The organism is Nonomuraea rhodomycinica, assembly GCF_013363995.1.
Lineage (GTDB): Bacteria > Actinomycetota > Actinomycetes > Streptosporangiales > Streptosporangiaceae > Nonomuraea > Nonomuraea rhodomycinica.
The window spans coordinates 317,695-342,518 of the sequence record NZ_JABWGO010000009.1 but is presented as its reverse complement, the minus strand read 5'-3'; the positions used below and the strand labels follow the sequence as shown (position 1 = coordinate 342,518).

25 protein-coding genes, 1 tRNA gene and 1 other RNA gene are annotated in these 24,824 nt (G+C 72.2%); 10 read left to right on the top strand and 17 right to left on the bottom strand.

The window, feature by feature from the left end; translation table 11 throughout:
• Positions 1–139: 139 nt before the first annotated feature.
• Positions 140–1,561 carry a DUF7059 domain-containing protein gene (locus HT134_RS31655; RefSeq protein WP_175604116.1) on the bottom strand — a complete coding sequence of 474 codons (1,422 nt, stop codon included), beginning with the start codon at positions 1,559–1,561 and terminating at the stop codon, positions 140–142.
• Positions 1,562–1,707: 146 nt separating this feature from the next.
• On the opposite strand from HT134_RS31655, the gene HT134_RS31650 reads away from it, so the two are divergent.
• Positions 1,708–2,010, top strand: a complete 303-nt coding sequence (locus HT134_RS31650; RefSeq protein ID WP_175604115.1) for a hypothetical protein — start codon at positions 1,708–1,710, stop codon at positions 2,008–2,010.
• 57 nt (positions 2,011–2,067) lie between these two features.
• Here the strand turns inward: HT134_RS31650 and HT134_RS31645 are convergent, their stop codons facing one another.
• Together HT134_RS31645 and HT134_RS31640 are read right to left on the bottom strand one after the other, a co-directional pair.
• Positions 2,068–2,667: a TetR/AcrR family transcriptional regulator gene (locus tag HT134_RS31645; RefSeq protein ID WP_175604114.1), complete on the bottom strand. Its 600-nt coding sequence runs from the start codon at positions 2,665–2,667 to the stop codon at positions 2,068–2,070.
• Positions 2,664–3,176, bottom strand: a complete 513-nt coding sequence (locus HT134_RS31640) for a GNAT family N-acetyltransferase (RefSeq protein ID WP_175604113.1) — start codon at positions 3,174–3,176, stop codon at positions 2,664–2,666. The genes HT134_RS31645 and HT134_RS31640 overlap by 4 nt, the downstream gene beginning before the upstream one ends.
• A gap of 60 nt (positions 3,177–3,236) precedes the next feature.
• On the opposite strand from HT134_RS31640, the gene HT134_RS31635 reads away from it, so the two are divergent.
• Complete coding sequence (locus tag HT134_RS31635) at positions 3,237–3,704, top strand: winged helix-turn-helix transcriptional regulator (protein WP_175604112.1); 468 nt, start codon at positions 3,237–3,239, stop codon at positions 3,702–3,704.
• A 9-nt stretch (positions 3,705–3,713) separates the two neighbouring features.
• Here the strand turns inward: HT134_RS31635 and HT134_RS31630 are convergent, their stop codons facing one another.
• Positions 3,714–4,361: a VC0807 family protein gene (locus tag HT134_RS31630; protein ID WP_175604111.1), complete on the bottom strand. Its 648-nt coding sequence runs from the start codon at positions 4,359–4,361 to the stop codon at positions 3,714–3,716.
• A 237-nt stretch (positions 4,362–4,598) separates the two neighbouring features.
• Between HT134_RS31630 and HT134_RS31625 the strand changes: the two genes are divergently transcribed.
• Positions 4,599–5,450, top strand: a complete 852-nt coding sequence (locus tag HT134_RS31625) for an SURF1 family cytochrome oxidase biogenesis protein (protein WP_175604110.1) — start codon at positions 4,599–4,601, stop codon at positions 5,448–5,450.
• A 231-nt stretch (positions 5,451–5,681) separates the two neighbouring features.
• Positions 5,682–6,878 carry an amidohydrolase family protein gene (locus tag HT134_RS31620; protein ID WP_175604109.1) on the top strand — a complete coding sequence of 399 codons (1,197 nt, stop codon included), beginning with the start codon at positions 5,682–5,684 and terminating at the stop codon, positions 6,876–6,878.
• A gap of 7 nt (positions 6,879–6,885) precedes the next feature.
• On the opposite strand, the gene HT134_RS31615 is transcribed toward HT134_RS31620, so the two are convergent.
• From HT134_RS31615 to HT134_RS31605, 3 genes are all read right to left on the bottom strand, one after another.
• Complete coding sequence (locus HT134_RS31615) at positions 6,886–7,242, bottom strand: YkvA family protein (RefSeq protein ID WP_246365903.1); 357 nt, start codon at positions 7,240–7,242, stop codon at positions 6,886–6,888.
• 143 nt (positions 7,243–7,385) lie between these two features.
• Positions 7,386–8,372: an LLM class F420-dependent oxidoreductase gene (locus HT134_RS31610; protein ID WP_217708634.1), complete on the bottom strand. Its 987-nt coding sequence runs from the start codon at positions 8,370–8,372 to the stop codon at positions 7,386–7,388.
• Between the two features lie 98 nt (positions 8,373–8,470).
• Positions 8,471–9,139, bottom strand: coding sequence for a TetR/AcrR family transcriptional regulator (locus HT134_RS31605; RefSeq protein WP_175604108.1), 669 nt, complete (start codon positions 9,137–9,139; stop codon positions 8,471–8,473).
• A gap of 354 nt (positions 9,140–9,493) precedes the next feature.
• Between HT134_RS31605 and HT134_RS31600 the strand changes: the two genes are divergently transcribed.
• On the top strand, positions 9,494–9,928 hold the full coding sequence (locus HT134_RS31600; RefSeq protein ID WP_175604107.1) for a hypothetical protein: 435 nt from the start codon (positions 9,494–9,496) through the stop codon (positions 9,926–9,928).
• 158 nt (positions 9,929–10,086) lie between these two features.
• Here the strand turns inward: HT134_RS31600 and HT134_RS31595 are convergent, their stop codons facing one another.
• The 5 genes from HT134_RS31595 to HT134_RS31575 form a co-directional block, all read right to left on the bottom strand.
• A complete protein-coding gene (locus tag HT134_RS31595; protein ID WP_175604106.1) occupies positions 10,087–11,145 on the bottom strand; it encodes an aspartate-semialdehyde dehydrogenase in 1,059 nt (352 codons plus the stop codon).
• A complete protein-coding gene (locus HT134_RS31590; protein WP_175604105.1) occupies positions 11,142–12,416 on the bottom strand; it encodes an aspartate kinase in 1,275 nt (424 codons plus the stop codon). Before HT134_RS31590 ends, HT134_RS31595 begins: the two co-directional genes overlap by 4 nt.
• Before the next feature lie 111 nt (positions 12,417–12,527).
• A complete protein-coding gene (locus HT134_RS31585; RefSeq protein WP_175604104.1) occupies positions 12,528–13,058 on the bottom strand; it encodes a DUF5063 domain-containing protein in 531 nt (176 codons plus the stop codon).
• Positions 13,051–13,650 (bottom strand): recombination mediator RecR, encoded by a 600-nt coding sequence (gene recR, locus HT134_RS31580; protein WP_175590161.1) that lies wholly within the window; start codon positions 13,648–13,650, stop codon positions 13,051–13,053. Before recR ends, HT134_RS31585 begins: the two co-directional genes overlap by 8 nt.
• Positions 13,651–13,653: 3 nt before the next feature.
• Positions 13,654–14,004: a YbaB/EbfC family nucleoid-associated protein gene (locus tag HT134_RS31575; RefSeq protein ID WP_175604103.1), complete on the bottom strand. Its 351-nt coding sequence runs from the start codon at positions 14,002–14,004 to the stop codon at positions 13,654–13,656.
• Between the two features lie 325 nt (positions 14,005–14,329).
• Between HT134_RS31575 and HT134_RS31570 the strand changes: the two genes are divergently transcribed.
• The gene (locus tag HT134_RS31570) at positions 14,330–15,886 is read left to right on the top strand and encodes a helix-turn-helix domain-containing protein (RefSeq protein WP_175604102.1); all 1,557 of its coding nucleotides are present in this window, start codon (positions 14,330–14,332) and stop codon (positions 15,884–15,886) included.
• Positions 15,887–16,512: 626 nt separating this feature from the next.
• Here HT134_RS31570 and HT134_RS31565 read toward each other — a convergent pair.
• Both HT134_RS31565 and ffs read right to left on the bottom strand, forming a co-directional pair.
• On the bottom strand, positions 16,513–19,317 hold the full coding sequence (locus tag HT134_RS31565) for a DNA polymerase III subunit gamma and tau (protein WP_175604101.1): 2,805 nt from the start codon (positions 19,315–19,317) through the stop codon (positions 16,513–16,515).
• Between the two features lie 30 nt (positions 19,318–19,347).
• Positions 19,348–19,443, bottom strand: an RNA gene (gene ffs / locus HT134_RS31560) — signal recognition particle sRNA small type.
• A gap of 96 nt (positions 19,444–19,539) precedes the next feature.
• On the opposite strand from ffs, the gene HT134_RS31555 reads away from it, so the two are divergent.
• Positions 19,540–19,627: transfer RNA gene (locus tag HT134_RS31555), tRNA-Ser, on the top strand.
• Positions 19,628–19,914: 287 nt separating this feature from the next.
• Here HT134_RS31555 and HT134_RS31550 read toward each other — a convergent pair.
• On the bottom strand, positions 19,915–20,970 hold the full coding sequence (locus HT134_RS31550; protein ID WP_175604100.1) for an alpha/beta hydrolase family protein: 1,056 nt from the start codon (positions 20,968–20,970) through the stop codon (positions 19,915–19,917).
• A complete protein-coding gene (locus tag HT134_RS31545) occupies positions 20,967–21,188 on the bottom strand; it encodes a hypothetical protein (protein ID WP_175604099.1) in 222 nt (73 codons plus the stop codon). The genes HT134_RS31550 and HT134_RS31545 overlap by 4 nt, the downstream gene beginning before the upstream one ends.
• Before the next feature lie 115 nt (positions 21,189–21,303).
• Here HT134_RS31545 and HT134_RS31540 point away from each other — a divergent pair, with 115 nt between their 5' ends.
• Both HT134_RS31540 and HT134_RS31535 read left to right on the top strand, forming a co-directional pair.
• A complete protein-coding gene (locus HT134_RS31540; protein ID WP_175604098.1) occupies positions 21,304–21,903 on the top strand; it encodes a TetR/AcrR family transcriptional regulator in 600 nt (199 codons plus the stop codon).
• Positions 21,904–21,979: 76 nt separating this feature from the next.
• Positions 21,980–23,176, top strand: a complete 1,197-nt coding sequence (locus HT134_RS31535; protein WP_175604097.1) for an MFS transporter — start codon at positions 21,980–21,982, stop codon at positions 23,174–23,176.
• A 26-nt stretch (positions 23,177–23,202) separates the two neighbouring features.
• Here HT134_RS31535 and HT134_RS31530 read toward each other — a convergent pair whose 3' ends face one another.
• On the bottom strand, positions 23,203–23,844 hold the full coding sequence (locus tag HT134_RS31530) for a LysE family translocator (protein WP_175604096.1): 642 nt from the start codon (positions 23,842–23,844) through the stop codon (positions 23,203–23,205).
• Between the two features lie 130 nt (positions 23,845–23,974).
• On the opposite strand from HT134_RS31530, the gene ypfJ reads away from it, so the two are divergent.
• A complete protein-coding gene (ypfJ, locus tag HT134_RS31525; protein WP_175604095.1) occupies positions 23,975–24,805 on the top strand; it encodes a KPN_02809 family neutral zinc metallopeptidase in 831 nt (276 codons plus the stop codon).
• The last annotated feature ends 19 nt before the right edge of the window (positions 24,806–24,824 follow it).

The window sequence follows — 24,824 nt, the reverse complement described above, 5'->3', positions numbered from 1 at the left end:
CCCGACGCCGGCCTCGAACCCCCCGGGACCGGCGTCGTGCCCCTGACCCTCCACCCGCGGGCTCAACATCGGATCAACACCGGATTGCCCCACCGGTCAACGCCGTTGTCACCCCGTTCGCACGGGTTCGCACCGACGGTCAGAGCCGGAAGTAGCCCTCGGCGATGAGGGGGCGCAGGGCGTCGGCCTCGAGCACCTGCCCGTCGCCGACCAGCTCGGCGATCACGTTGAGCAGCGGCCCCAGCGCCAGGTCGCCGTCGCACACCCCGGCCAGCGCGGCCTCGACCGTGCCGACCTCCCGGCTGCGGCGCAGGCCGTCGGTCTGCCGCAGCACGATCCGCATCGGGTCCTCGGCGCCGGGCAGCCCGATGCGCTCGTCCAGCAGCCCCTCGGCCGTGCGCAGCCGCGCCGCCCGGAGGTCCTCGACGCGGTGGGCCGTCGCGATGGCGTCGAGCACGCCGTCCACGTAGTCGCCCACCGGCAGCGCGACCTGGTGCGTGAGCCGCTCCAGGCGCACCACCGGGTCGAGCGTGCCGGAGTTGCGCATGGAGATCCAGCCGAAGCCGACCGCCTCCACCTTCTGCTCGTCGAACCACGTCAGCCAGCGGTCGTAGTGCTCCGCGTAGCCGGGGGTGCCCTGCTCGGCCGCGTCGCGCAGCCACAGCTCGACGTACTCGGCGGGGTCCTGGACGTCGCGCTCCACCACCCAGGCGTCGCATCCGGTGCCCGCCAGCCAGCCGCCGACCCGGTCGCGCCAGTCCTCGCCCTCGACGTGCAGCCAGTTGGCCAAAAAGTGGGCCTGGCCGCCGGGGGCGAGATGGCGGGGCGCGCGCCGTACGAGGTCGCGGCAGAACGCGTCGCCGTCGCCGCCCGTCTCCCGGTACGTCAGGCGGCCACCGGGCGAAATCACGAACGGCGGGTTGGACACCACCAGGTCGAACAGCTCGTCCTCGACCGGCTCGAACATCGAGCCCGTGCGGGCGTCCACGTCCGTGACGCCGGACAGCTCCCAGCTCAGCCGGGCCAGCTCGACGGCGCGCGGGTTGACGTCCGTGGCGGTGATCTCCTCGGCCCGCCCCGCCAGGTGGAGCACCTGCACGCCGCAGCCCGTGCCCAGGTCCAGGGCGCGCTGGACGGGGCGGCGGGTGACGAGCTGGGCCAGGTTCGCCGAGGCGCCGCCGGCGCCCACCACGTGGCCGGGACGCAGGGCCGGGTCACCCGGGCGCACCTTGCGGTCGGAGACCACGTAACCGCCGGTCTCCCACGGCTGCAGATGCACCTCGGCGCGCACCATGCCGCCGTCCCCGCTGTCGGCGCGGACCAGCCCGGACTCGCGCACGGCGGCCGGCACCCGCTCGGCCGGGACCGGCACGCCGAGCCACCACAGCCGGATGAGCGTGCCCAGCGGGTCGCCGTCGGCGGTCGCGCGCAGCGCCGGCACCAGCTCCTCACGGGAGAGCGCCGAGGCCGCCACGTCGCCCAGGCGGTCGCGGACGCCGTCGATCGTGTAGCCGGTTTCCAGCAGGTGGTCGCGCAGTCGTGCCAGTTCCACAGAGTCCATCCTTTCATCGCATAGGCCCGCGCATGATTCGATACCTACAGTGACCGTACTGTTACCGAGATACCCAAGCGTTCTGCAAGCGTGGGACAAGCCGGGCGCGATATCTCTTAGGGACCTGCTCGACCGTTCGAAAGAGGAGCGGACCCATGCTCATCCCGTGCCTGGCCTGCGAGTCCCGGTTCGTGCCGGACGAGTACTTCCGCGCCTGCTCCGACTACAACCGCGGCATGGACCTGGTGTCGTGGACCTGCCCGCGCTGCGGCAACCGCGACGACCTGCGGGTGCTGCCCGGCGAGCTGGGCTTCGGCTGTCCGCACCGGGGACGGTTCGACGTGCACGCCCGGGTGCGGGTGCCGGGCCTGCGCAGGCACCGCGGCGACCTGCGGCTGGACATCTCGCTGGACAAGGCGTCGTGGCGGGTGCCCATCCGGATGCGCCAGGCCGCCTGACCGCGTCGACCGGCCGGCGGCGCTTGGAACGCGCCAGAGCGCTCCGGACCCGTCCGATCAGCTCTCGGCGCGCTGGCGCAGGCTCTGCCAGGCGGCCTCGCCGAGTCCCCTGATCTCCTCGTCGGTGGGCGTGTGGGCGCCGGCGAACCAGAGCCGGCACATCTCCTGCGCCGGGCCGAGCCACAGGACGTAGCACATGGTGGGGTGGACCGGCCGGAGCAGTTCGTCGTCCATGTGGGGGCGCCACCAGTCGGAGACGCGGCGGAAGAACGCGCGGCGCAGCTCGTGGACCTCCGCGCCGCCCGGCTCGTTCTTGCGCGGCGGCCGCTCGCTGACCAGCAGCCTGGCCCGCTCGGGGTGCTCACCGGCCCAGCGCATGTGGAAGGCGACGACCGCCTCGATGCCCTCGCGGGCCGTCTCGTGGCTCTCCAGCTCGGCGATGAACGCCTCCTGGTAGGCCGCGAGGATCTCGGCGTACAGCACGCCGAAGACGTGTTCCTTGCTGGCGAAGTGGTGGTAGAAGCTGCCGACGCTGACGCCGCTCTCCTCGCGGAGGCTGGCCAGCGTGGTGGCCGAGACCCCGTCCTGGCTGAATCGGCGCAGGGCTCCCTCGATGATCCGGGTGCGCCCGTCGCGTCCGTTCTTGGCACTCTTCACATTGTCAATGGTGAGGCACCAGAACGATATTCCGCAAATACGGCCGCCTGGTTGATCATAGCGGTCACCTCGACCGACCCCGAAACCACCTTCATCGCCGCGTCCGGCCACTGCCTGCGGATCATCCGCAGCACCCGCCGGTTCTCCCCCAGCACGTCCATGCCGACCGTGGTCGCGCCGCGCACGGCGGCCCTGAACAGCAGCGCGTCGATCAGCCGCGGTCCGAGGCCGAGCCCCTGCCACTGGTCCGTCACCACCACGGCGACCTCGACGTCGGCGGCGCCGCCCCGGTAGCTCATGGCGTGCCCGATGATCTCGCCGTCGAGCGTGGCCACCAGGGCGTCCCGCCGCTCGTCCAGCGCGATGAGCGCGCGCACCAGGCTCGCGGCGGGGCGGCTGACGCCGGTGAAGAAGCGCAGCGTCTGGGTCTGCAGCGAGAGCCCGGACAGGAAGCGCGTGACCCGCTCCTCGTCGTCGGGGCGGGTGGGGCGGATCTGAGTTCCCAGCATGGACTCAGCTTCTCTCGCCACGCCTGAGTCTGTCAATTGAACTCAGGTATGATATGAGGCATGATCCTGCCTTTCCGGGCTGACAACTGCTCCATCGAGCGCACCCTGGAAGTCGTCGGCGAGAAGTGGACCTTCCTGGTGTTGCGCGAGGCGTTCCGCGGGGTACGCCGCTTCGCCGACATGCAGGCCGCCACCGGCGCCCCCCGGCAGGTCCTCAGCGCCCGGCTGGCCCGCCTGGTCGAGGAGGGCCTGCTGCGCAAGGAGCCGTACCGCGAGCCCGGTCAGCGCCAGCGCGACGAGTACCGGCTGACCGACAAGGGCCGCGACCTGTATCCGCTGCTGGTCGCGCTCATGCACTGGGGCGACAAGTACCTCGCCGACGACGACGGGCCTCCGGTGCTGCTGACGCACCGTGACTGCGGGGCGCCGATCGAGCTCCACCTGCTCTGCGCCGAAGGGCACGAGGTGCCAGGACCGCGCCAGGTCACGGCGCTCCCCGGCTCCGGCGCCCGCCTCCAGAGCGCCTGACGAAGCCGCTCAGCGGGCCGAGGGGAGGGCGCGCAGGCAGGAGCGGAAGTCCAGCACCGTCAGCAGCGCCGCCCCCGACAGCAGCACCGCGACCGCCGACGTCCGCACCAGCAGGTACGTCTCGATCGGCTGGCTCAGCAGCAGCCACAGGCTCAGCGTCGCGTTGCCGAGCTGCGCGCACCCCCACACGAACGACTGCCGCCCGAAGAAGCGCCGCATGACCGGCTCCTCCATCACGTGCGGCGGCAACGGCACGAGGTCCTCCGCCACCCGCCGGGCGAGCGGCCTGCGCACCCGCGCGGTGCCCAGGAAGGCCGCGCTCGCGCAGAACACGCCCAGCGTCGGCTGGAGGAAGAACAGCACCGGGCTGCCCGACAGCAGCGCCAGCACCGCCCGCACGGTCACCATGCCGGCGGCCAGCAGCACCCCGCCCGGCACGGTCGTGCGCCGGAGCAGCCGGTAGAGCACGCCCCCGTACACCCACGCGACCGACACCACCACGCCGCCGACGAACCCGGAGGCGACCAGGCCCGCGTAGAAGACGGCGACGGGCAGGATCATGCCCTCGAACACCCGCGGCGCGGCGTGACGGAGCAGGACGGCGAGCTTGGGCAGCTCGAACGCGTGTCCCTCGGGGGGCGCGGCAAGCACGGTCATGGGGCTCTTGGAGGGCCTCTCGGGGGACTCGGCGGAAGGGGCGTCGCGGGTCCGGAGGGGACGCCGCGGCACGAATCACGACCGTACGCGATGAACTGCCTTTCGGTAAGGGTTTCGACCAGATTGCGATAAGGTCACGCCCGCACCACGGCCGATGGTGTACCTTCCACCGCCCGCTCCGGAACCCCGAGGTGAGGCGTGTGAGGAGGCACGGGGGCCGGTGCCTACCCTTGAAGGGTGTACCGGTTCCTGCTGACGCCCCGCTGGGTCGCGCTCCACGTCGTCGTGCTGCTCGTGATCCCCGCCTTCGTGTTCCTGGGACGCTGGCAGTTCGGCCGGTTCGAGGAGCGGTCGGCCAACAGCCATGACGTCACCGCCAACCTCGAGGCCGCCCCGGTGCCCCTGGAGAGCCTGGCCGGGCAGGGGGTCAAGGAGGCCGACCGCTTCCGCACCGTCACGGCGACCGGCACCTACGACCCCGCCCACGCGCTGGTGGTGCGCAGGCGCCCCCAGGACGGGCGGCCGGGTTTCTACGTGCTCACCCCGCTGAAGCTGGCCGACGGCCGCGCCGTGATCGTCAACCGGGGCTGGGTCAAGGTCGGGCCGACCGCGGACACGCCGCCGGACGTGCCCGCGCCGCCGGGTGGTCAGGTAACTGTCACCGGCCGGCTACGTCTCGGCGAGACCGAGGAGTCGAGCGGCATCAAGGAGCGTCCCGGCCTGCCTCCCGGCCAGGTCCTGCTCATCGACCCCGCCGCGATCGGCAAGCGCCTGCCGTACCGGCTGCTGGACGGGTACGTCGAGCTGACGCGGCAGCAGCCCGCCACCGACCCGGCGCCCGCCCCGGTGCCCGAGCCCGACGTGGGCTCCGGCGGCGGCCTCAACTTCGCGTACGGCGTGCAGTGGTGGCTGTTCATCGGCGTGGCCGTCGGCGGCTGGATCCTGCTGATCAGGCGCGAGGTCGCGGACCGGAGGAACAGCGGGGCCGGCGGCGCCGAAGCCGGTGAAGGCTCCGGCGGGGACGAGGGCGGGAGCTCCCGTTCCACGGCAGATCCGGCGAATCGGAGTGAGTCGATCTCTGGTGGGTAGGGGCCGCGCCGGGGTTCGCACGAGCAGCATCCTCATGTGGCGGACCCCTCACGGCCCGGGATCGCCCGTCATCCCCCTCCCGGCGATCCCGGGTCTCGAACACCGGCCGCGCCCGCCGCGCCTCCTCGCCCAGCGCCACGCCACCCCCGGCGCCGTGCGGGGCCGCAGTGGATACCCAACGGAGACTTCGCAGCTTGTTCGACGTTATCCCGCCGTCGTACGGTTACCTGCGTGACTACGCCGCTGCTCCCCGACCCTGATCCGAGGCGGCGCGACTATGTGATCATCTCCGCCGACGATCACCTGATCGAGCCCCCCGACCTCTTCGAGGGCCGGCTCGCGGAGAAATATGCCGAAGTCGCGCCCAAGGTCGTGGAGACGGAGGCTGGTCACCAGGTCTGGCGCTACGGCGGCGCCACCTACCCGTGCGCGGGCATGGACGTCGGCGCCGGACTCCCCCGCGAGCAGTGGACGCTCGACCCCATCCGCTTCGAGAACATGCGCCCGGGCTGCCACGACATCGAGGCCCGCATCGAGGACATGGACCTCGCGGGCGTCTGGGCGGCCCTGTGCTTCCCCGGCATGCTGGCCGGTCAGGCGGGCATGCCGTTCGCCAAGACCCGCGACCAGGAGCTCGGCCTCGCCCTCGTGCGCGCGTGGAACGACTGGCACATCGACGTCTGGGCCGGCACCTACCCCGAGCGGATCATCGGTCTGCAACTGCCCTGGCTGCCCGATCCCGACGTCGCCGCCAAGGAGATCCGCGCCAACGCCTCGCGCGGCTTCAAGGCCGTGGTGTTCCCCGAGTTCCCGACGCGGCTGCGGCTGCCGTCGATCCACAGCGGCCACTGGGACCCGTTCTTCGCCGCCTGCGAGGAGACCGGCACGGTCGTCGCCCTGCACACCGGGGCGTCGAGCTGGTCGCCGGTTCCCTCGCCCGACACGCCCATCGAGGCGATCACCACGCTGATCCCGACGAGCGCGATGTTCGCCTGCGCCGACTGGCTGTGGTCGGGGGTGCCGCTGCGCTTCCCCAACCTGCGCATCCTCATCGTCGAGGGCGGCGTGGGCTGGCTGCCGCTGCTCGCCCAGCGGGCCGACTACGCCCTCGACCACCCCGTGGCGGGCGAGGCGCAGTGGGACGGCGGCCTCAAGCCGAGCGAGGTGCTGCGCCGCAACTTCTTCTTCGGCACGCTGAACGACCACTCCCTGTCGGGGGTGCGGCTGGCGGTCGGGCTCGACCACGTGCTCCAGGAGAGCGGCTACCCGCACTCCGACTCGACCTGGCCCGACACGCAGAAGTCCGTCGCGCGCAACCTGGGAGCGCTGCCACCGGCCGACCTCGCCAGGGTCGCGTACGGCAACGCGGCCCGGCTGTTCGGCCATCCGCTGCCCTCACGCGCCTGGCTGCGCATGGAGGAGATCTAGCCCTCGCCTACTCCACGGCCGGGGCGTCGACGCTCCCCCGCACGATCGTGCGCTCGTGGTCGACGTACCGGCCGCTCTCGCCGAGCAGCGAGCCCAGCAGCCAGAGGAAGACGCCGAAGTCGTCGGCCACGCCGATCACGGGCAGGAAGTCGGGCAGGACGTCGATCGGGGAGATCAGGTAGGCCACGCCGAGGCCCATGAGGGCCAGCTTGCCCTTGGTCATGCCCTCGTACCGGCCGTTGATCACCGCGCCGATCAGCCGGGGGATCGCCCGCACCCGCGCCATCAGGCCGGGAGTGCCGGGCTTGGAGACGTCCCGGTACACCTTCCACGCGGCCGCGGCTCGTGCTGCTTTCGCCATCATGTGCCCTCCTCTACCCTGGCCTCTCACGACATAACGCGTTCGCCGGGCCGCGGGTTCCCGCGGGCACGCCAGGCTCCCGAGGGGCTGTCAGGGTCCCAGGGGCGCTCCAGGCTCCGGAGGGCCTGCCGGGCTCGCGGGGCCGGTCAGGCGCCGGGGGCGAGATCCCGTACGGCCTGCTCCAGCGGCACCTCGCCGCCGGGCAGGGGCGCGAGGACGGGGGTGTCCAGCCCGTTGGCGACGTACTCGCGGATCCGGGCCCGGCACGTGGCCGCGTCGCCGTGCACCACGAGCGCGTCGACCACCTCGTCCGGGATCGCCTTGAGCGCCGCCTGCCGGTCGCCCGCCGCCCACGCCTCGCGCATGGGCCGCAGCGTCTCGCCGCGCCCCAGCCACTCGTGGAAGGCCGCGTACACCGGCACGGTCAGGTACGCGGCCAGCAGCCGCCGGGCCAGGGCCCGCACCCGGTCCGCGTCCTCGCTCACGCACACGAACAGCCGGGCGATCAGCTCGGTGTCCGGGCCGATCTCCGCGCGCACCCGCCGGACGTCCTCGGGCGAGAGCCAGTTGGTGATGGCGCCGTCCGCCTCCTCGGCCGCCAGCCGCAGCATGCGCGGCCGCAGCGCAGCCAGCACGATCCTGGGCGGCTCCACAGGCGCCTTCTCCAGCCGGAACCCGCTGATCTCGAAGGTCTCGTACCTCTCGGTCACCTTCTCACCCGCCAGCGCCCTCCTGAGGAAGCGCAGCGTGTCGCGGGTCCGCGCGTACGGCTTGGCGAACGTGCCCGCGTTCCAGCGCTCGACGATCGCGGGCGAGGAGGAGCCGATGCCGAGCACGAACCGGCCGGGCGCCAGGTCGGCCAGCGTGGCGGCGGACATGGCGAGCAGCCCCGGGCCGCGCGTCGAGACGGGCACGATCGCGGTGCCCAGCCGCACCTGGGGCGCCCACTGCGCGGTCAGGGCCAGCGGCACGAAGCCGTCCACGCCGCTCACCTCGGCCGACCAGACGTCGGTGTAGCCGAGCGCGGGCAGCTCCTCCACCAGCGCGCGGGACTCGGCCAGCGAGCGGTCCTGAAAGGGAAGGGTCATGCCCCAGTTGCCGGCGGTCCGCTCCGGCGCGGCCTGCCTGGCCATCGCGTACTGGGTCATCGCATCCTGCGTCATCGCGGCCTCCCGCTCGGCGTCGGTACCCCGGTGACCATACCAACCGGGCGGTATGTCGTCGCGGGGGATCACGCCCGCAGTTCGTGGACCGCCGCGATGAAGTCCTTGGTGATGCCGCGCAGCCCCGGCAGGTGCGACAGCCCCACGAGCCGGTCCACCAGTGGCACGGTCACGTCGATCAGCCGGTACGTGCGCTCGCAGCCCGGCGAGGTGTCGTGCACCCAGAACAGCACCATGCCCATCGACAGCAGCCACAGCAGCTCGGGCAGCTCCTCGCGCAGGTCCTCGTTCATGCGGTCGCGCGAACCCTCGACGACCTGCCGGTAGATGGCGATCGACGCCTCGCGGGCGGGCGAGGTCTGCGCGCTGAACGGGCTCAGCGGGTTGGTCGGCTCGGCCGCGTGCTTGAAGAACTTCACCGCGAACTCGTGGTACGGCTCCGACACGCGCACCCACTCCCGCAGCACGCCGCTGAGCCGCGCGGCGAACGAGGTCTCCGTGTCGAGCAGGCGGCGGCAGGCCGCCTCGTGCTCGGTCTGGGCGCGGTCGTAGTACGCCTGGATCAACGCCTCCTTGCTCTCGAAGTAGTAGTAGGCGTTACCCACGGACACCCCGGCCTCGGCCGCGATGGCGCGCATGGTCGTCGCGTCGAAGCCGCGCTCCCGGAACAGTCGCAATGCCGTCTCGACGATGACCTCTCGGGTGCTCTCCGATCCTCGGTTTCGGGCTTCGGACACGTTCGTCACTTTACGGCTTCGTACCGGGTTAGGTCATGGAGCCGCACGGTGATCGACACCACAGGGCAAAATCCGGGAGTGACGCGGGTTATCCGGTGTGAAGCATGGGATTGATGTTTTCAGGCGGAAGGGCTATTTCCGCGAAAAGGCATCGACATGTGGATACGTGGAAGAGTGCGGCCTCTGCTGGCCGCGTTCCTCGGCATTGAGATCTCCATAATCGCGCTGGCGTCCACCGCTGCGGCCGCTTCCGTGAACACGGACGGCGAACGGCGCGCGACGCCACCAGTGATCATCAGGTCGTACTCCGTCGCCCTCCCGCGACGGGGTTCGGCCAAGCACCGTGAGGCGCGCGTGGCGGACCTTGACCAGGTCCGCGCCCGCAACGCGCCGATGGTGCGGATGTCGCACGACCTCGCCGCCGGCTTCCTGGAGGAGGCGGGGATGCGCTACAAGTCGTCCGGGCACTGCACGGACCGGCGGATCTTCACCTGCACGTCGCTGGAGCGGGTGCGCACCGGCACGATCAACCGGATCGTGGACCTCAAGCGCGAGAGCGGCTGCCCGATCACCGTGACGGGCGGCACCGAGGCCGGCCACGCGCCGGGCCGCTACAGCCACGGCGCCGGCTACAAGCTGGACATCTCACACAACCGCTGTATCGACCGGTACATCACCGACCACTACCGGCAGACCAGGACGCGCGGCGACGGCTCGCCCCTGTACCGCTCGGACGCCGGCACGATCTTCGCCGACGAGTCGGACCACTGGGACATCCTGTTCCGCTGACGGTCCGCCCGCGGCACCTTCCCGACCGCTTCTCCGGCCACCACACTCCGCACGTACGGCGGCGACGACGCACGCCCGCACCCGGAACCGGAGATACCGAAAAGGGCGCGCGCGGACCGTCACAGGTCCACGCACGCCCTTGACCGCCGGTTACGGCGTCAGAGCTCGCTCGCGACCAGCTCGGCGATCTCCGCCGCGTTGAGGGCCGCGCCCTTGCGCAGGTTGTCGCCGCACACGAACAGGTCGAGCGTGTTGGGGAAGTCGAACGCCTGCCGGATCCGGCCCACGTAGGTGGGGTCGGTGCCGACCACGTCGAGCGGCGTCGGGTAGACCCCGTTGGCCGGGTCGTCCATGAGCACCACGGTCGGCGCCGCCTCCAGCACCCGGTGCGCGTCGGCGACCGTGATGTCGCGCTCGAAGCGGGCGTGGACGGCCAGCGAGTGCGTGGTCACCACGGGCACCCTGACGCAGGTCGCGGAGACCTTCAGGTCGGGGATGCCGAGGATCTTGCGCGACTCGTTGCGGAGCTTGATCTCCTCGGAGGCCCAGCCGCCGTCCTTGTACGAGCCCGCCCACGGCACCACGTTGAACGCGATGGGCGCCGGGAACGGCGAGTCGTCGGACAGCTTGTTGGCCAGCGCCTTGCGCACGTCGCCGGCCGTCTGGCCGACCGAGCGGTCGCCGGCCAGTGCCTCGACCTCGTCGTACAGCCGGGCCGAGCCCGCCACACCGGCGCCCGACACCGCCTGGTAGGAGGCGACGACGAGCTCCTGCAGGCCGTACTCGGCGTGCAGCGCGCCCATGGCGGCCATCATCGACAGCGTGGTGCAGTTGGGCGTGGAGATGATGTTCCGGGGCCGCTGACGCGCGTCCTGCGGGTTGACCTCGGGCACGACCAGCGGGACGTCCGGCTCCATGCGGAACGTGCCGGACTTGTCGATCGCGATCGCGCCGCGCCCGGCGGCGACCGGCACCCACTCGGCGGCGACCTCGTCGGGCACGTCGAAGATGGCGATGTCGATGCCGTCGAACACCTCGGGAGCGAGGGCCTGGACGACGACGTCCTCGCCGCGCACCTTCAGCGTCTTGCCCGCCGAGCGCGCGGAGGCGACGAGACGGATCTCGCCCCAGATGTCGTCACGGCTGGACACGATGTCGCGCATGACGGTGCCCACGGCGCCGGTGGCGCCGATCAGGGCGAGGTTGGGCCTGCTCATCGTCCGGTACCTCCATACACCACGGCTTCGACCTGGTCGGCGTCGAGATCGAAGGCGCGGTGGGCGGCCGCCACGGCCGCGTCCACGCCGTCCTGCCCGACGATGACAGAGATGCGGATCTCCGAGGTGGAGATCATCTCGATGTTGACCCCCGCGTCGGCGAGGGCGGCGAAGAACGTCGCGGTGACGCCGGGGTGCGAGCGCATGCCCGCGCCGATCAGCGACACCTTGCCGATCTGGTCGTCGAACAGCAGCGACTCGTAGGCGATGTCACCCTGGATCTTCTTCAGCGCCGTCAACGCGGTCGAGCTGTCGGCCGTGGGCAGCGTGAAGGAGATGTCGGTGCGGCCCGTCGCCGCGGCCGAGACGTTCTGCACGATCATGTCGATGTTGATCTCGGCGTCCGCCAGAGTTTTGAAGATCGCGGCAGCCTCTCCGACCTTGTCGGGCACCCCGACAACGGTGATCTTGGCCTCGCTCCGGTCGTGCGCGACGCCGGAGATGATCGGCTGCTCCATCTCGGTTCCTTCGGTGTAAGGGTCGGAGACGACCCACGTGCCTTCCTTGGTGCTGAACGAGCTGCGTACGTGGATCGGCAGGTCGAAACGGCGAGCGTACTCGACGCACCGCAGGTGGAGGATCTTGGCCCCGCAGGCCGCCATCTCCATCATCTCGTCGTACGAGATCTTGGGGATCTTGCGGGCCGCGGGCACGATGCGCGGGTCGGCGGTGAAGATGCCGTCGACGTCGGTGTAGATCTCGCACACGTCGGCCTGCAGAGCCGCCGCGAGCGCCACCGCCGTGGTGTCGGAGCCGCCCCGGCCCAGCGTGGTGATGTCCTTGGTGTCCTGCGAGACGCCCTGGAACCCGGCCACGATCGCGATGTGGCCGCGGTCGAGCGCCTCACGGATGCGGCTCGGCGTCACGTCGATGATGCGCGCCTTGCCGTGCGTGGAGTCGGTGATCACGCCCGCCTGCGAGCCCGTGAACGAGCGCGCCTCGTGACCCAGGTTGGCGATCGCCATCGCCAGCAGGGCCATCGAGATGCGCTCGCCGGAGGTCAGCAGCATGTCGAGCTCGCGGCCCGGAGGCAGCGGCGACACCTGCTCGGCCAGGTCGAGCAGCTCGTCCGTCGTGTCGCCCATGGCTGAGACGATGACGACGACGTCGTTGCCGGCTTTTTTCGTCGCGACGATCCGCTGCGCGACCCGCTTGATGCAGGACGCGTCGGCGACGGACGAACCACCGTACTTTTGCACAACGAGCGCCACGAGAGTCTCCCGGATTGGACTGTGAGCTGCCAGTCTACTGGGGGCATCTCATGCCGCCGCTGGCCCGTACCACTATGTGGGACAGACCGGGCCGACAGGTGGACAGCCTGATCAGACCGCCGTGGTCTCCTCCGCGACGTCGAGGCGCGAGTGGGCGGCCAGCGCCTGCAGCGCCCGCATCGCCGCGCCCGCGTGGTTGCCCCACGTGTTGAAGTACGAGTACTGCCACCACCACAGCGCCTCGTGCGGCCGGCCCGCCTGGTAGTGCCGCAGCCCGTGGATGAGGTCGGCGGCCACCGCGGTCAGGTCGTCGGACAGCCGGTACGGCGTGACGTTCGTGTCCTTGTACGGGTCGAACACCTCGGCGTAGTCGTCGACCGCGCCGAGCCGCTCGGCCAGCGCGGTGCGCACGCCGTCGATGTCGGGGTCCTCACTCAGCGGAGGCTCGTTGTTGCCCGAGAGGATCACGTCCTCGTTCGCCCCGAGCTTGGCACCCGCGAGACTCATCTGCGCGACCTCGACCAGCAGCAGGGACCAGATGGCGTCGCCGCCCTCGCCGCCCGCCACCCTGGTCAGGCCGTCCAGGTAGTTCTGCGCGTGCGCCGCGACCTCCTCGGCCAGCGCGCTCCACTGGTCAGACATCCAACAGCCTCCGTCCTTCGAACGCCCGGCCCAGCGTCACCTCGTCGGCGTACTCCAGGTCACCGCCCACGGGCAGGCCGCTGGCCAATCGTGTCACCTTCATGCCCATCGGCTTGACCAACCTGGCCAGGTAGGTCGCCGTCGCCTCACCCTCGAGGTTGGGGTCGGTGGCGAGGATCAGCTCCGTGACCCGGCCGTCGGCCAGGCGCGTCATGAGCTCGCGGATGCGCAGGTCGTCGGGCCCGATGCCGTCGATCGGGCTGATCGCGCCGCCGAGCACGTGGTAGGTGCCGCGGAACTCGCGCGTCTTCTCGATCGCGACGACGTCCTTGGACTCCTCCACCACGCAGATCACATGGGTGTCGCGACGCGGGTCGCGGCAGATCCGGCACTCCTCCTCGGAGGCCACGTTGCCGCACACCCGGCAGAACCGGGCCTTCTCCTTGACCTCCAGCAGGGCGTGCGCCAGCCGTTTGACGTCGGCCGGGTCGGCCGCCAGCAGGTGGAACGCGATGCGCTGCGCGCTCTTCGGCCCGACCCCCGGCAGCAGCCCGAGCTCGTCGATCAGGTTCTGGACGACACCTTCGTACATGGTCTAGAACCCTGGCAGCTGACCGAGACCGCCGCCGCCGAGGCCCTGCGCGAGCGGCCCGAGCTTCTCCTGCTGCAGGTCGGCCGCCGCCCGGACCGCGTCGCGGACGGCCGCGATCACCAGGTCGGCGATGGTGTCGGCGGTGTCCTGCGGGTCGCCGGCGTCGACGACACTCGGGTTGATCTTCAGTTCGAGCAGCTCTCCCGAGCCGTTGACGACCGCCGTGACCAGGCCCCCGCCGGCCGAGCCCTCGATCTGCGCGTCGTTGAGCTCCTGCTGGGCGCTCACGAGCTGCTGCTGCATGAGCTGGGCCTGCTCCAGCAGCTGCTGCAGGTTGACATCCCCTGGGTTCACCGTCTGCGCTCCTCGTGGCTCCGCGTTCTTGACTGCCACGAGCCTACGGCGTTTGGAGCCCGTCATGTACTGGAGGCTTACCAGTGTTTCACCTCAGGTCGTTCTGTTCGGCCGGGTCCCGGCCCCCCTCCAGTGTCCGAGACCCGGCCGGCACGCCGGCCGGAGCGGCCGCGCCGGGCCGGCGTTCGGTGACCGACCGTAGACTCCTTCACGTTGCACACACGTTGCGATCGGGCCATCACCGTGCGCGATATGTCGAAGTACTTGCGCCGACCACCCCAGAGCGCGGATGCTCGCCATACGGGTCGACTACTTGGAGTGGCCGATGAGTTACGCCGATCTCGATGCGTACTCCCGCCGCCTGCGCGCCGCCCACGACGAGGCGCTGAGCGAAGCAGGCGGAGCGGGCGGACCCGGCGGCCCGGACCCGGCGGCGCGCGGCAGGAAGCCGGACCCCGGCGAGCCCCACCCGGCGGCGCGCGGCAGGGGGACCGGTCTCGGAGAGGGCGCGCGGTGGCTCATCTCCACCTCCTGGCGCCGCTCCGTCGAGGCCGGCGTCGATCCGGAGGACGGCCCCGCCCCGCTCAGCCTCGACCTGTCCCACCTCGGCGACGTGCGCGACGCCCACCCGCTGCGCCCCCTGCTGCCGATGCTCACCGAGACGCTCGCGCGGATGGCCGACGAGTCGCGGCACATCGTGGTCGTCACCGACAGGGACGGCCGGGTGCTGTGGCGCGACGGCAACCTCGGCGTCATGCGCAGCGCCGACCGCATCGGCCTGAGCGAGGGCCACGGCTGGTCCGAGGAGCGCATGGGCACCAACGGCATCGGCACCGCCCTGGCGGTCCTGCGCCCGGTGAACGTCTACTCCGCCGAGCACCTGCTGCGCCTGCTGCACGTCTGGTCGTGCAGCGCGGCCCCCATCGTCGATCCCGACTCGGGCGAGGTGCTGGGCTGCGTCGACGTCAGCGGCACCGCGCCCAGCCTGCACCCGGCCACCGCCGCCCTGGTCGGCACCGTCGCCCGGCTCGCCGAGTCGCAGCTCGCCCTGCGCATGTACGAACGCGACGAACGCCTCCTGCGCCGTTACGAGGAGCTGCGCGGCAGGCCCGGGATCCTGCTGTCGGCCACCGGCCGCGTCATCGCCGGCGACCCGGGCGGCGCCCTCGGCCCCCGCGTGCGGCTTCCGGCCGACGGCGAGCGCCTGCTGCTGCGCGACGGGAGGACGGTGGCGCTGGAGCCGTTCTGCGACGGCTACCTGGTGCGCGCCACGACGACGGCCGCGACCACCCTGCCGGCCGCCGCGACCACCGTGCCGCCCACGCTGCGCCTCGGCTTCCTCGGGGAGGGCGTCCCCACGGCCGCCGTCGGCGAGCGCCGCCTGCCGCTCTCCCTGCGCCACGCCGAGATCCTCGCCCTGCTCGCGCTCCACCCCCGCGGCCTCAGCGCCGAACAGCTCTCCTTCCACCTGTACGGCGACGCGGGCAACCCGGTCACCATCAGGGCCGAGATCCACCGGCTGCGCGCCCAGCTCCGGGGCACCATCGGCGCCAAGCCGTACCGGCTGACCTCCCCGGTGGAGGCCGACTTCCTGGAGCTGAGACACCTGCTGGCGGCCAACGCGCCCGCGGCGCTGGCCCGCACGTACAAGGGTCCGCTGCTGCCGCGCTCGGAGTCACCGGAGATCCGCCGCGAACGCGACGAGCTGGAGGTCCAGGTACGCGCCTGCCTGCTGTTGCACGGCTCCCCCGACGACCTGTGGACCTACGCGCAGACCGCCAACGGCCGCGACGACCTGCAGATCCTCGAACGACTCGCGGAGTCCTTACCCTTCACCGACCACCGCGCCGCCGCCGCCCGCGCCCGCCTCTACACCTGCTGACCCACCCGGCCCCGCCGACCCGCAGCCCACCGGTACACCAGCCATGTCTCCGCACCGCACGCCGCGCCACCCCGCGCATTCACGGCTTTCCCCCGCGGCACGCCGCGCCGCTGCACCCCCGAGTCGACTCCCCCGCGTTCGTGCCATCCCGAGCGTCGCCTCCCCGTCGTCCGCGACACCCACTCAAGACGCACCCGCGCGTATCGTGACGTCACCAGGTGAGCACGCACCCGCGCCCGCTCCCGGCCCCGAGAGGCGACCGGCCCTCCCCCTCGCCTTCAGCGGCTCCCGACGTCAGGGTGTGACCACGCCCCGAGGCCACCCGCTGCCCACGCACCGTCTGCCCACGCACCATCGCGAGCCCACACAAAGCCGGGCACTTGTGTTGTCATCGCGAGCGCACCAAACCCCCCACCCACGCGCCACAAAGCCGCGCACTTGTCATCGCGAGCGCACCACGAAACCCCACACGCACCACGAAGCCGGCACGCGTCATCGGCGAGCGCGCCCTTGCAATGACAGCCGACCGTCACCGCTCACCGCACCATAAGCGCCGCCAGTTCAACGCCGCCCGTCACGGCCAGACCATCATCCACCGCGCTCGGCCGACCGAGCCGGGACGACGGTCAGGCGTGGTCGATCTCGCCGATGACCGTGGCGCCGAGCTCCCGCTGCAGCAGCGCCATGCCCGACAGTTCGTCCACGTCGGCGTTGGCGTCGTTCAGCGGATCGACGTCGTCGGACTCGGACACCTTGCTGCGGCTCGGCACGGTCTCCGGCCACGCGGACGCCGGACGTGCCCCCGGAGCCCGTGGGCCCGCCTGCGCCGCCGCCCGGGCCGCGGACCGCGCGGCGGCCAGACCTGGGCCGACAGCGCCGGAACCGGCGGCGCCCGAGCCCGCCGTGCCGTTGGCGGGCGCCCCGGGGCCGGCCGTGCCGCCGCTCGCCAGGCCGGCCGCCGCCAGTGCGCCCCCCTGCGGACCCGGTTCGGCGCCCCAGGAGCCGCCGTTCCTGGCGGGACTGGTGTCGGTGGGGTCGGGAGTGGGCGGCGAACCCATGCCGGGGTCGTCCGGAGCCTCGGGCCACGACTCGTCGGTCGTCTGCCGGCCGTGCCCACCCGACGCCTGACCGGGCGCGCCCTGCTGAGCGGGGCCGCCCTGGAGGGCGGGAGGAGCTCCCGGTGCGCCGGAGTCGCCGGATTCCTGGGCGCCGGCGCCGTCGTGGGACGAGCCGTGCGAGCCCGTACGGCCGGACTGGGCGTGCGAGCCCGGACCGCCGGGCGCGTGGGACACCGGAGCGGCCGGCTGCTGCGGAACCGGCTGCGACTGGGGCCGCGCCGGGCCGGACGGCGGACCGCCGGCCGGGCCACGCGACCCGCCCGCGGCCGGGGAACCGCCGACGACCGCCTCCACCCGCCACGTGTTGCCGAGGACGTCACCCAGCGCGGCGGCCACGACGGCGTCCTTGCCGCCGCCGGTGAAGTTCTTCATGGCGCCGACCTGGCTGAAGCCGAGGGTGACGAGGTTGCCTTCGATGCCGACGACCTGGGCGTTGGTGCTGACGTTGGCCCAGACGACGATGCTGCGCTGCTTGAGCGCCGCGAGCACGGCGGGCCACTGCTGCTGGAGCAGAGCGAGCCCGGAGCCGCCACCGGCGCCCGGCTGCGCCGCCGGGGCGTGGCCGCCCGTCTGACCGGTCGGATGGGCTCCCGCCGGCGCGCCCTGGGCAGCGTGGCCGGGGGCGCCGGGTTGTCCGTGTCCGGGGGCCTGCTGCGCGGGAGCGCCCGGGCGTACGGTCTCGGGCCAGCCGTCGTCCTCCTGCGCGGCACCGCCCGCGCCGGCGACCGCACCACCGCCCACCGCACCACCGGCCATCGCACCGGGCTGACCGCCGCCGGAACCCGCGTGACCACCTGCGACAGCGCCACCCTGACCACTTCCGGCAGCCGCGTGGCCGCCGCCCGCAGCCGCGTGGCCGCCGCCCGCGGACTGACCCGCGACGCCCGCCGCGTCCGAGGCGGGTCCTCCCGCATCCGGCGCGTCACCGGCGGAGCCGGGGTGGGCGGCGGGCATCACGGAAGCGGCGGCGCCAGGGACAGCCGGAGCCCCAGGGCCGAACGAACCGCCCTGCGCGGCCATGCCCGGGACTGCGCCGTGCCCGGCCGCACCAGGGACTCCACCGTGCCCGGCCGTACCCGGGACTCCACCCTGGCCGGCCGTACCCATGGCCGAGCCAAGGACCGGCGCGCCCGAGCGGGCGGCCATCGCGGCGAGCGTGCCGCCGCGCTCCAGACGTTCGAGGCGCGCGAGCAGCGCCTCCTCGCCCTGCGCGGCGCCGGGGAGCAGGACTCGCGCGCACATCAGCTCCAGCAGCAGCCGGGGCGAGGTCGCGCCGCGCATCTCCGTCAGCCCGGCGTTGAACACCTCGGCGGCCCGCGTCAGCTCGGCGGGCCCCATCGAGCCGGCCTGCTGAACCAGGCGCTCCAGCTCGTCGGCCGGGCGGTCGAGCAGGCCGCTGGACGCCGCCTCGGGGACGTTGGCCAGGATGACCAGGTCACGGAAACGTTCCAGCAGGTCGGCGGCGAAGCGACGCGGGTCGTGGCCGCCCTCGATGACGCGGTTGACCGTGTGGAAGACCCGGGCGCCGTCACGGGCGGCGAAGGCGTTGATGATCTCGTCGAGCAGGTCGCCGTCGGTGTAGCCGAGCAGCGAGACGGCCTTGGCGTACGTGATGCCGTCGTCGTCGGCGCCCGCGAGGAGCTGGTCGAGGATCGACAGCGAGTCGCGCGCGGACCCGGCGCCGGCCCGTACGACCAGGGGCAGGGCGTTCGGCTCGAACGGGACGTTCTCGGAGGTGAGGATCTCCTCCAGCAGCGCGCGCAGCGTCGCCGGCGGCATCAGGCGGAACGGGTAGTGGTGGGTGCGCGACTTGATGGTCCCGATGACCTTCTCGGGCTCCGTCGTCGCGAAGATGAACTTCAGGTGCGGCGGGGGCTCCTCGACGAGTTTGAGCAGCGCGTTGAAACCCTCGCGGGTCACCATGTGCGCCTCGTCGATGATGTAGATCTTGTAGCGGGCGGAGACCGGGGCGAAGAAGGCCCGCTCGCGCAGGTCGCGCGCGTCGTCGACGCCGCCGTGCGACGCCGCGTCGATCTCGATGACGTCGAGGTGGCCGGGGCCGGTGGGGGCCAGGGCGACGCAGGACTCGCAGACGCCGCAGGGGTCGGGGGTGGGGCCCTTCTCGCAGTTGAGGGAACGGGCCAGGATGCGCGCGCTGGACGTCTTGCCGCATCCGCGGGGGCCGCTGAACAGGTAGGCGTGGTTGATGCGTCCCGTGCGCAGCGCCTGGCGCAGCGGATCGGTGACGTGCTCCTGTCCCTTGACCTCGGCGAAGGTCCCGGGGCGGTACCTGCGATAAAGCGCAAGGCTCATGCGACCATCCCGCCTGCGAGGGGCTCAAACGAAGAGAACCCCTCGCACACCCGCCAGAGCCCGCTTATCCTTGCTGCCTTCCGGCCCTGGGGAGGTTCACAGGATGACGCCGCGCGAGGGGTCCTTGGACAGTCTAGCGGGATACGGCAGTGCTCGCTGCAGCGAAATCCGCCTCGGAAATCGTGGTCTCCGCACCGCCGGAAGTCCGGTAAGCTCGTCGGCGGAGGATTCGCCTAGTGGCCGAGGGCGCACGCTTGGAAAGCGTGTATAGGGCAACCTATCGGGGGTTCAAATCCCCCATCCTCCGCCAGCTCAGAAGGGCCATGCCGTGACCGACGGCATGGCCCTTCTTGCTTCGGGTCGTGCTCGGGCTCTCCATCGGCCTCTCCATAGGCCTCTCGATCGGCCTCTTCGACAGGCGCTTCGCCCTCCTCGCCCGCCTCCCGTCGAGGGAGTTCAGCGACGACGTGCCGAAGGCCCCGCACTGCACCGCGGTCCTCCAGGACCGGAGTGATCCAGGTGGGCGCGATGGAGGACAGCGGCCGGGATTTCCTGATCGAGCCGGTGATGGTCCCCTGCCGGGCGTGGCGTCGGTGATCAGCGCGGCGGAGCCGGTGGGGCGGGCTTTGTGAGCGCTGCGGACATCCAGTCGGCGGCGGCCGGGAGCCAGTCCGGGCGGGCGTTGCCGAGCAGGTGGTCGCCGTGGGGGACGCGCACGTACTGTCCGTGTCGGGCCAGGCGGGCCAGCGACTCGCCGTCCGTCACTCCGGGGATGACGTCCTGGCCGCCGTCCACCACGAGCAGCGGGCAGGTGATCCGCGGGGCGAGGGCGGACAGGTCCACCTGGCCGGCGAAGCGGCGGGCCGCCGCCTCTCCACCGGCGCGCCGGCTGAGGAGGTCGCGTACGGGGTGCGGCAGATCGTCCCAGCGCAGGCGGAAGGGGCCGCTGACGGTGACGGCGGCGGCGACGCGGGGTTCCCGGGCGGCGCTCTCCGCGACGTAGTAGCCGCCGAGGCTGAGCCCGACGAGTCCCACCTCCGCCACGCCCAGCGCGTCGGCGACCTGGCCGATGACCTGGTGGTAGTCGGCGCGGACGGTGGTCGTGGCCGCGCGCACGCCCTGTCCCGGCCCGTCCATGGCGAACACGGCCATGCCCCGGCGCAGCAGGGCGTCGATCAGGTCGTGGAACTCCTCCTTGCCGGAGTCCAGGCCCGGGACCACCACCACGGTGGCAGGGGCGGCGGCCGGGCCGCGCAGCCAGCCGGTGAAGTTCGGTCCCTCGATCCGGCGCGCCCCGGGCTCCAGCAGGTCGAGCGCGCGGCCCATGGCGGCGTCCGCCTCGGCGGCGGCGAGCGCGCCGTCGGGGCCGGGCCCCAGGGTGGCGACGTGGAACCAGCGTGCCGCCGTCCGGAAGTGCTCGCCCGCCGAGATCGCGCCGGCCGCCCGCTCGGCGCGCGCGAGATGGGCGCGCGCGGCGCGCATGAACGCCTCGCCCCAGTGGTCCAGGTCGGCCAGCTCGCCGGTGACGCGCAGGTACTCGTGGGGGTCCAGCCCGGCTCCGGTCGCGCGCGACAGGTTCGCGGCGGCGAAGCCCGCGACGCTCGCCGAAGCGCCTGCCGGGGTGCTCGCCGGGTGGTTGGCAGGGGTGTTCATCGTGTGGCTCCGATCGTCAGTACGGCTGTCGCGCTGCCGCCGGTCGACTCCCGCACCACGTCGTGCGCGATCGCGGCGATCTCCGTCACGTGGTGCTCCTTCACCGGCTTCGGGCCGGGTTGCGTCGCTGGCAGCAGGAACGTCTCCCCGCGGTACGCCTCGACCAGATCGATCTGCGCATGCGACCAGCGAACCGGCATCCGGGTCGCGCGATCCAACAACGAAGGCGACAGGGTGACAACTCTCGGTTGTCGTCTGAGGTGGAAGGAGGCGACGGCCGCGGAGGGACGCGGGTTTTGCACTGAGTGGTGCATAACGGGTAGCGTGCCTCCCATGGCACGACCGCGGGCGTTCGACGAGGACCGGGTGCTCGAACAGGCGATGCGGGCCTTCTGGCTGCACGGCTACGAGGGCACCTCCACGCGCGACCTGTGCGAGGCCACCGGCCTCGACCGCAGCAGCGTCTACAACGCGTTCACCAGCAAGCACGAGCTGTTCCGGCGGGCGCTGATCCGCTACACCCAGACCATGACGGCCGCCCAGGCGGCGATCCTGGAGGACGGCGACCGGCCCGCCGTCGAGCGGATCCGGGCGCTGTTCGCCCGGATCATCGACGACGAGTTCACGTTCCGGGGCGACGCGCCCAGCATCGGGTGCCTGGGCGTGAACACGACGGTGGAGTTCGGCGGGCGCGACGCGGAGATAGCCCGGCTTCTCGAACAGGACGCGGCGCGCCGCCTGGAGTCGCTGCGCGCGGCCATCGAGGAGGGTCGCCGCGACGGCGACGTCCGGTCGTCGCGCGACGCGGCCTCGCTGGCCCGCTATCTCAACGCCGTGACGGCCGGCATCCGCGTCTCCGCCCAGGGCGGGGCCGACCGCGCCACGCTGGAGTCCATCGCCGAGACGGCGCTGGACGCCCTCACCGCCTCCTGAACCCCGGCCCCGCCGTCGGGGCCACGACCATGCCCGCATTCTGCATCGATCAGTGCAAAACTTGGAGGAGCGTCTCTTGCCCAGATCCGTGTACGTCCTGGCCTTCGGCATCTTCGCCATGGTCACCAGCGAGTTCGCCGTCGCGGGGCTGATGCCGCAGATGGCCCGGGGGCTCGGCGCCACCGTTCCGCAGATCGGGTACCTCATTACCGCCTTCGCGGCGGCGATGGCCCTCGGCGGGCCGTTCATGACCGTGGCCCTGTCGCGGCTGCGCCCCAGGGAGGCCCTGATGACGCTGTTCGCCGTCTTCCTGGCCGGCAACGTGCTGGCGGCCGTGGCCCCGTCCTACCCGGTCATGATGGCGGCGCGGATCATCACCGGCGTCGCCGCCCAGGCGTTCTTCGGTGTGACGCTCTCGCTGACCGTGCGGCTCGCCCGGCCCGAGGTGCGCGGCCGGGCCATCGCCGTGGTGATGAACGGGCTGATGGTCGGCACCCTGCTCGGCCTGCCGCTGTCCACGATGATCGGCGATCGGTTCGGATGGCGGGCGGCGTTCTGGGCCGTCAGCGCGCTCACGCTGGTCGCCGCACCGGCCGCCTTCTGGGGCGTCCCGCCGGTCGGACGCGCCGACGGCGGGGGCGCCGAGGGCGGAGGCCTGCGCGGACAGCTCGCGGTGTTCCGGGACGTACGCCTGCTGTCGGCGTTCCTCACCAGCACGCTCATCATCGGCGCGACGTTCTCCGCGTTCAGCTACCTCAACCCGATCCTCACCGGCCTGGCCGGGTTCGCCACCGGGACGGTCCCGTACCTGCTCATCGCCTACGGCGCCGCGACGGTCGCCGGCAACCACGTCGTGGGCCGCCTCGCCGACCGGCACACGATCGCGGTGCTGGTGTGCGGCCTGGCCCTGAACGCGGCGTTCCTGGCGGGGTTCGCGCTGCTGGCCCACGTGAACGTGGCGGCGGTGGCGTTCATGCTGGGCGTCGGCCTGGTCGGCGTCACCATGAACCCGGCCATGGTCACCCGCGTCCAGCGCGCCGGCAACACGGGCCCGCTGGTGAACACGGTCCACTCGTCGTTCATCACGTTCGGCGTGATGGTGGGCTCGTCGGCCGGCGGGCTGGCCATCGACGCGTACGGCCTGCGGGCGCCGCTCTGGCTCGGCGCGACGCTGGCCGTACTGGGGCTGCTCACGCTGCTTCCGGAACGCGGCCGGGGCCGGGCCGCCGCGACCGAACCCGGCACGGCGAAGGCGCCCGTCCCCTCGGCGTGACGCCGGGTCCGGCGCCGGCCCGGGCGTCAGGCCGTCAGCAGGGCCTTGGAACGGTCGGTGGCCAGGCGGATGGCGATGCCGCCCAGGACGGCGCCCATGAAGTACCGCTGCACACGCAGCCACAGCGGGCGGCGGGCCAGGAAGGCGGCCAGGCTGCCGGCGCTGACCGCGATGATGCCGTTGACGAGCGTGCCGATGGCGATCTGGACCGAGCCGAGCGCCAGGCTCTGCAGCAGCACGTGCCCCATCTGCTGGTCGATGAACTGCGGCAGCAGCGACAGGTACAGAATGGCGATCTTGGGGTTGAGCAGGCAGGTGAACAGGCCCATGGCGAACAGCTTGCGCGGCGGCTCCACGGACAGCTCGCGCGGCTCGAAGGCGGAGGTTCCCCCGGGCTTGACGGCGTTCCAGGCCAGCCACAGCAGGTACGCGGCCCCGGCCAGCTTGAGCACGGTGTACGCGGCCGGCACGTACGCGAAGATCGCGGTCAGGCCGAGGCAGGTGGCGGTCAGGTAGATGCTGAAGCCCAGCGCGACGCCGGTGAGCGAGATCAGCCCCGCCCGCCGGCCCTGGGTGATGGAGCGCGACACGAGGTAGATCATGTTCGGGCCCGGCGTGAGAACCATGCCGAGGGACACGAGCGCGATCCCGATCAAGCCAGCGGTCATTCCCGAAGATTATCGGACATATCCGAAAAATCATCGGGGGACCCCCGACCGGCCCGTCGTCACCGCCATGGAATCTCCGGCGCTCTTTCGGGAAGCTGTGGATGCGGGCACACGAGAAGGGACGTTGGCGATGGACTTCCGAGACGACGTCAACCTCGACTCCTCCCAGGTGGAGGACGTCGGCGGCAGCGGCGGAGGCGGCGGAGGGGGCGGCTTCCCCGGCGGCATGGTCCTGGGAGGCGGCATCGTCACCCTGATCGTCATGGTCGTGGTGTTCCTGCTGAACAACGTCGGCGGGGGCGGCGACAAGCAGCCCGCCCAGCGCCAGCCGGCCACCAACCTGTCGCAGGAGTGCAAGACCGGCAAGGACGCCGACCAGTCGGAGAAGTGCCGGGTGATCGGCGTGGTCAACAGCATCCAGGACTACTGGAAGGACGAGGTCTCGGGATACCGGCCCGCCAAGACCATCCTGTACTCGGGCGGCGTCCGCACGGCCTGCGGCGCGGCCGACTCCTCGGTCGGCCCGTTCTACTGCCCCGGCGACCAGCGCGTCTACCTCGACCTGAGCTTCTTCGACGACCTGCACAGCCGGTTCGGCGCCAAGGGCGGCCCGTTCGCCCAGGCGTACGTGATCGCCCACGAGTACGGGCACCACGTGCAGAACCTGACCGGCGCGCTGGAGGGCGGCGGCTCGGTGGCCACGGAGCTCCAGGCCGACTGCTACGCGGGCGTGTGGGCCAAGAACGCCATCGACACCGGCTTCTACGACAAGCCCTTCACCGACACCGACATCGCCGAGGCACTGGACGCGGCGGCGGCGGTGGGCGACGATCGGATCCAGCAGCGCACCCAGGGGCGGGTCGATCCCGACTCGTTCACGCACGGCTCGTCCGAGCAGCGGGTGAACGCCTTCAAGCAGGGGTACGGATCCGGCCGGCCGGCGTCGTGCGCGACCAGGTGACGCGGGTGGACCCGGCCGT

Excerpts from the sequence above, each read along its gene's own strand:
- HT134_RS31655 (WP_175604116.1), bottom strand. The coding sequence starts at position 1,561 with ATGGACTCTGTGGAACTGGCACGACTGCGCGACCACCTGCTGGAAACC.
- ypfJ (WP_175604095.1), top strand. The coding sequence starts at position 23,975 with ATGGACTTCCGAGACGACGTCAACCTCGACTCCTCCCAGGTGGAGGAC.
- HT134_RS31585 (WP_175604104.1), bottom strand. The coding sequence starts at position 13,058 with ATGTCTGACCAGTGGAGCGCGCTGGCCGAGGAGGTCGCGGCGCACGCG.
- HT134_RS31630 (WP_175604111.1), bottom strand. The coding sequence starts at position 4,361 with ATGACCGTGCTTGCCGCGCCCCCCGAGGGACACGCGTTCGAGCTGCCC.
- HT134_RS31570 (WP_175604102.1), top strand. The coding sequence starts at position 14,330 with ATGAGTTACGCCGATCTCGATGCGTACTCCCGCCGCCTGCGCGCCGCC.
- HT134_RS31595 (WP_175604106.1), bottom strand. The coding sequence starts at position 11,145 with ATGAGCAGGCCCAACCTCGCCCTGATCGGCGCCACCGGCGCCGTGGGC.
- HT134_RS31530 (WP_175604096.1), bottom strand. The coding sequence starts at position 23,844 with ATGACCGCTGGCTTGATCGGGATCGCGCTCGTGTCCCTCGGCATGGTT.
- HT134_RS31615 (WP_246365903.1), bottom strand. The coding sequence starts at position 7,242 with ATGATGGCGAAAGCAGCACGAGCCGCGGCCGCGTGGAAGGTGTACCGG.
- recR (WP_175590161.1), bottom strand. The coding sequence starts at position 13,650 with ATGTACGAAGGTGTCGTCCAGAACCTGATCGACGAGCTCGGGCTGCTG.
- HT134_RS31650 (WP_175604115.1), top strand. The coding sequence starts at position 1,708 with ATGCTCATCCCGTGCCTGGCCTGCGAGTCCCGGTTCGTGCCGGACGAG.
- HT134_RS31635 (WP_175604112.1), top strand. The coding sequence starts at position 3,237 with ATGATCCTGCCTTTCCGGGCTGACAACTGCTCCATCGAGCGCACCCTG.
- HT134_RS31610 (WP_217708634.1), bottom strand. The coding sequence starts at position 8,372 with ATGGCCAGGCAGGCCGCGCCGGAGCGGACCGCCGGCAACTGGGGCATG.
- HT134_RS31565 (WP_175604101.1), bottom strand. The coding sequence starts at position 19,317 with ATGAGCCTTGCGCTTTATCGCAGGTACCGCCCCGGGACCTTCGCCGAG.
- HT134_RS31550 (WP_175604100.1), bottom strand. The coding sequence starts at position 20,970 with ATGAACACCCCTGCCAACCACCCGGCGAGCACCCCGGCAGGCGCTTCG.
- HT134_RS31640 (WP_175604113.1), bottom strand. The coding sequence starts at position 3,176 with ATGCTGGGAACTCAGATCCGCCCCACCCGCCCCGACGACGAGGAGCGG.
- HT134_RS31540 (WP_175604098.1), top strand. The coding sequence starts at position 21,304 with ATGGCACGACCGCGGGCGTTCGACGAGGACCGGGTGCTCGAACAGGCG.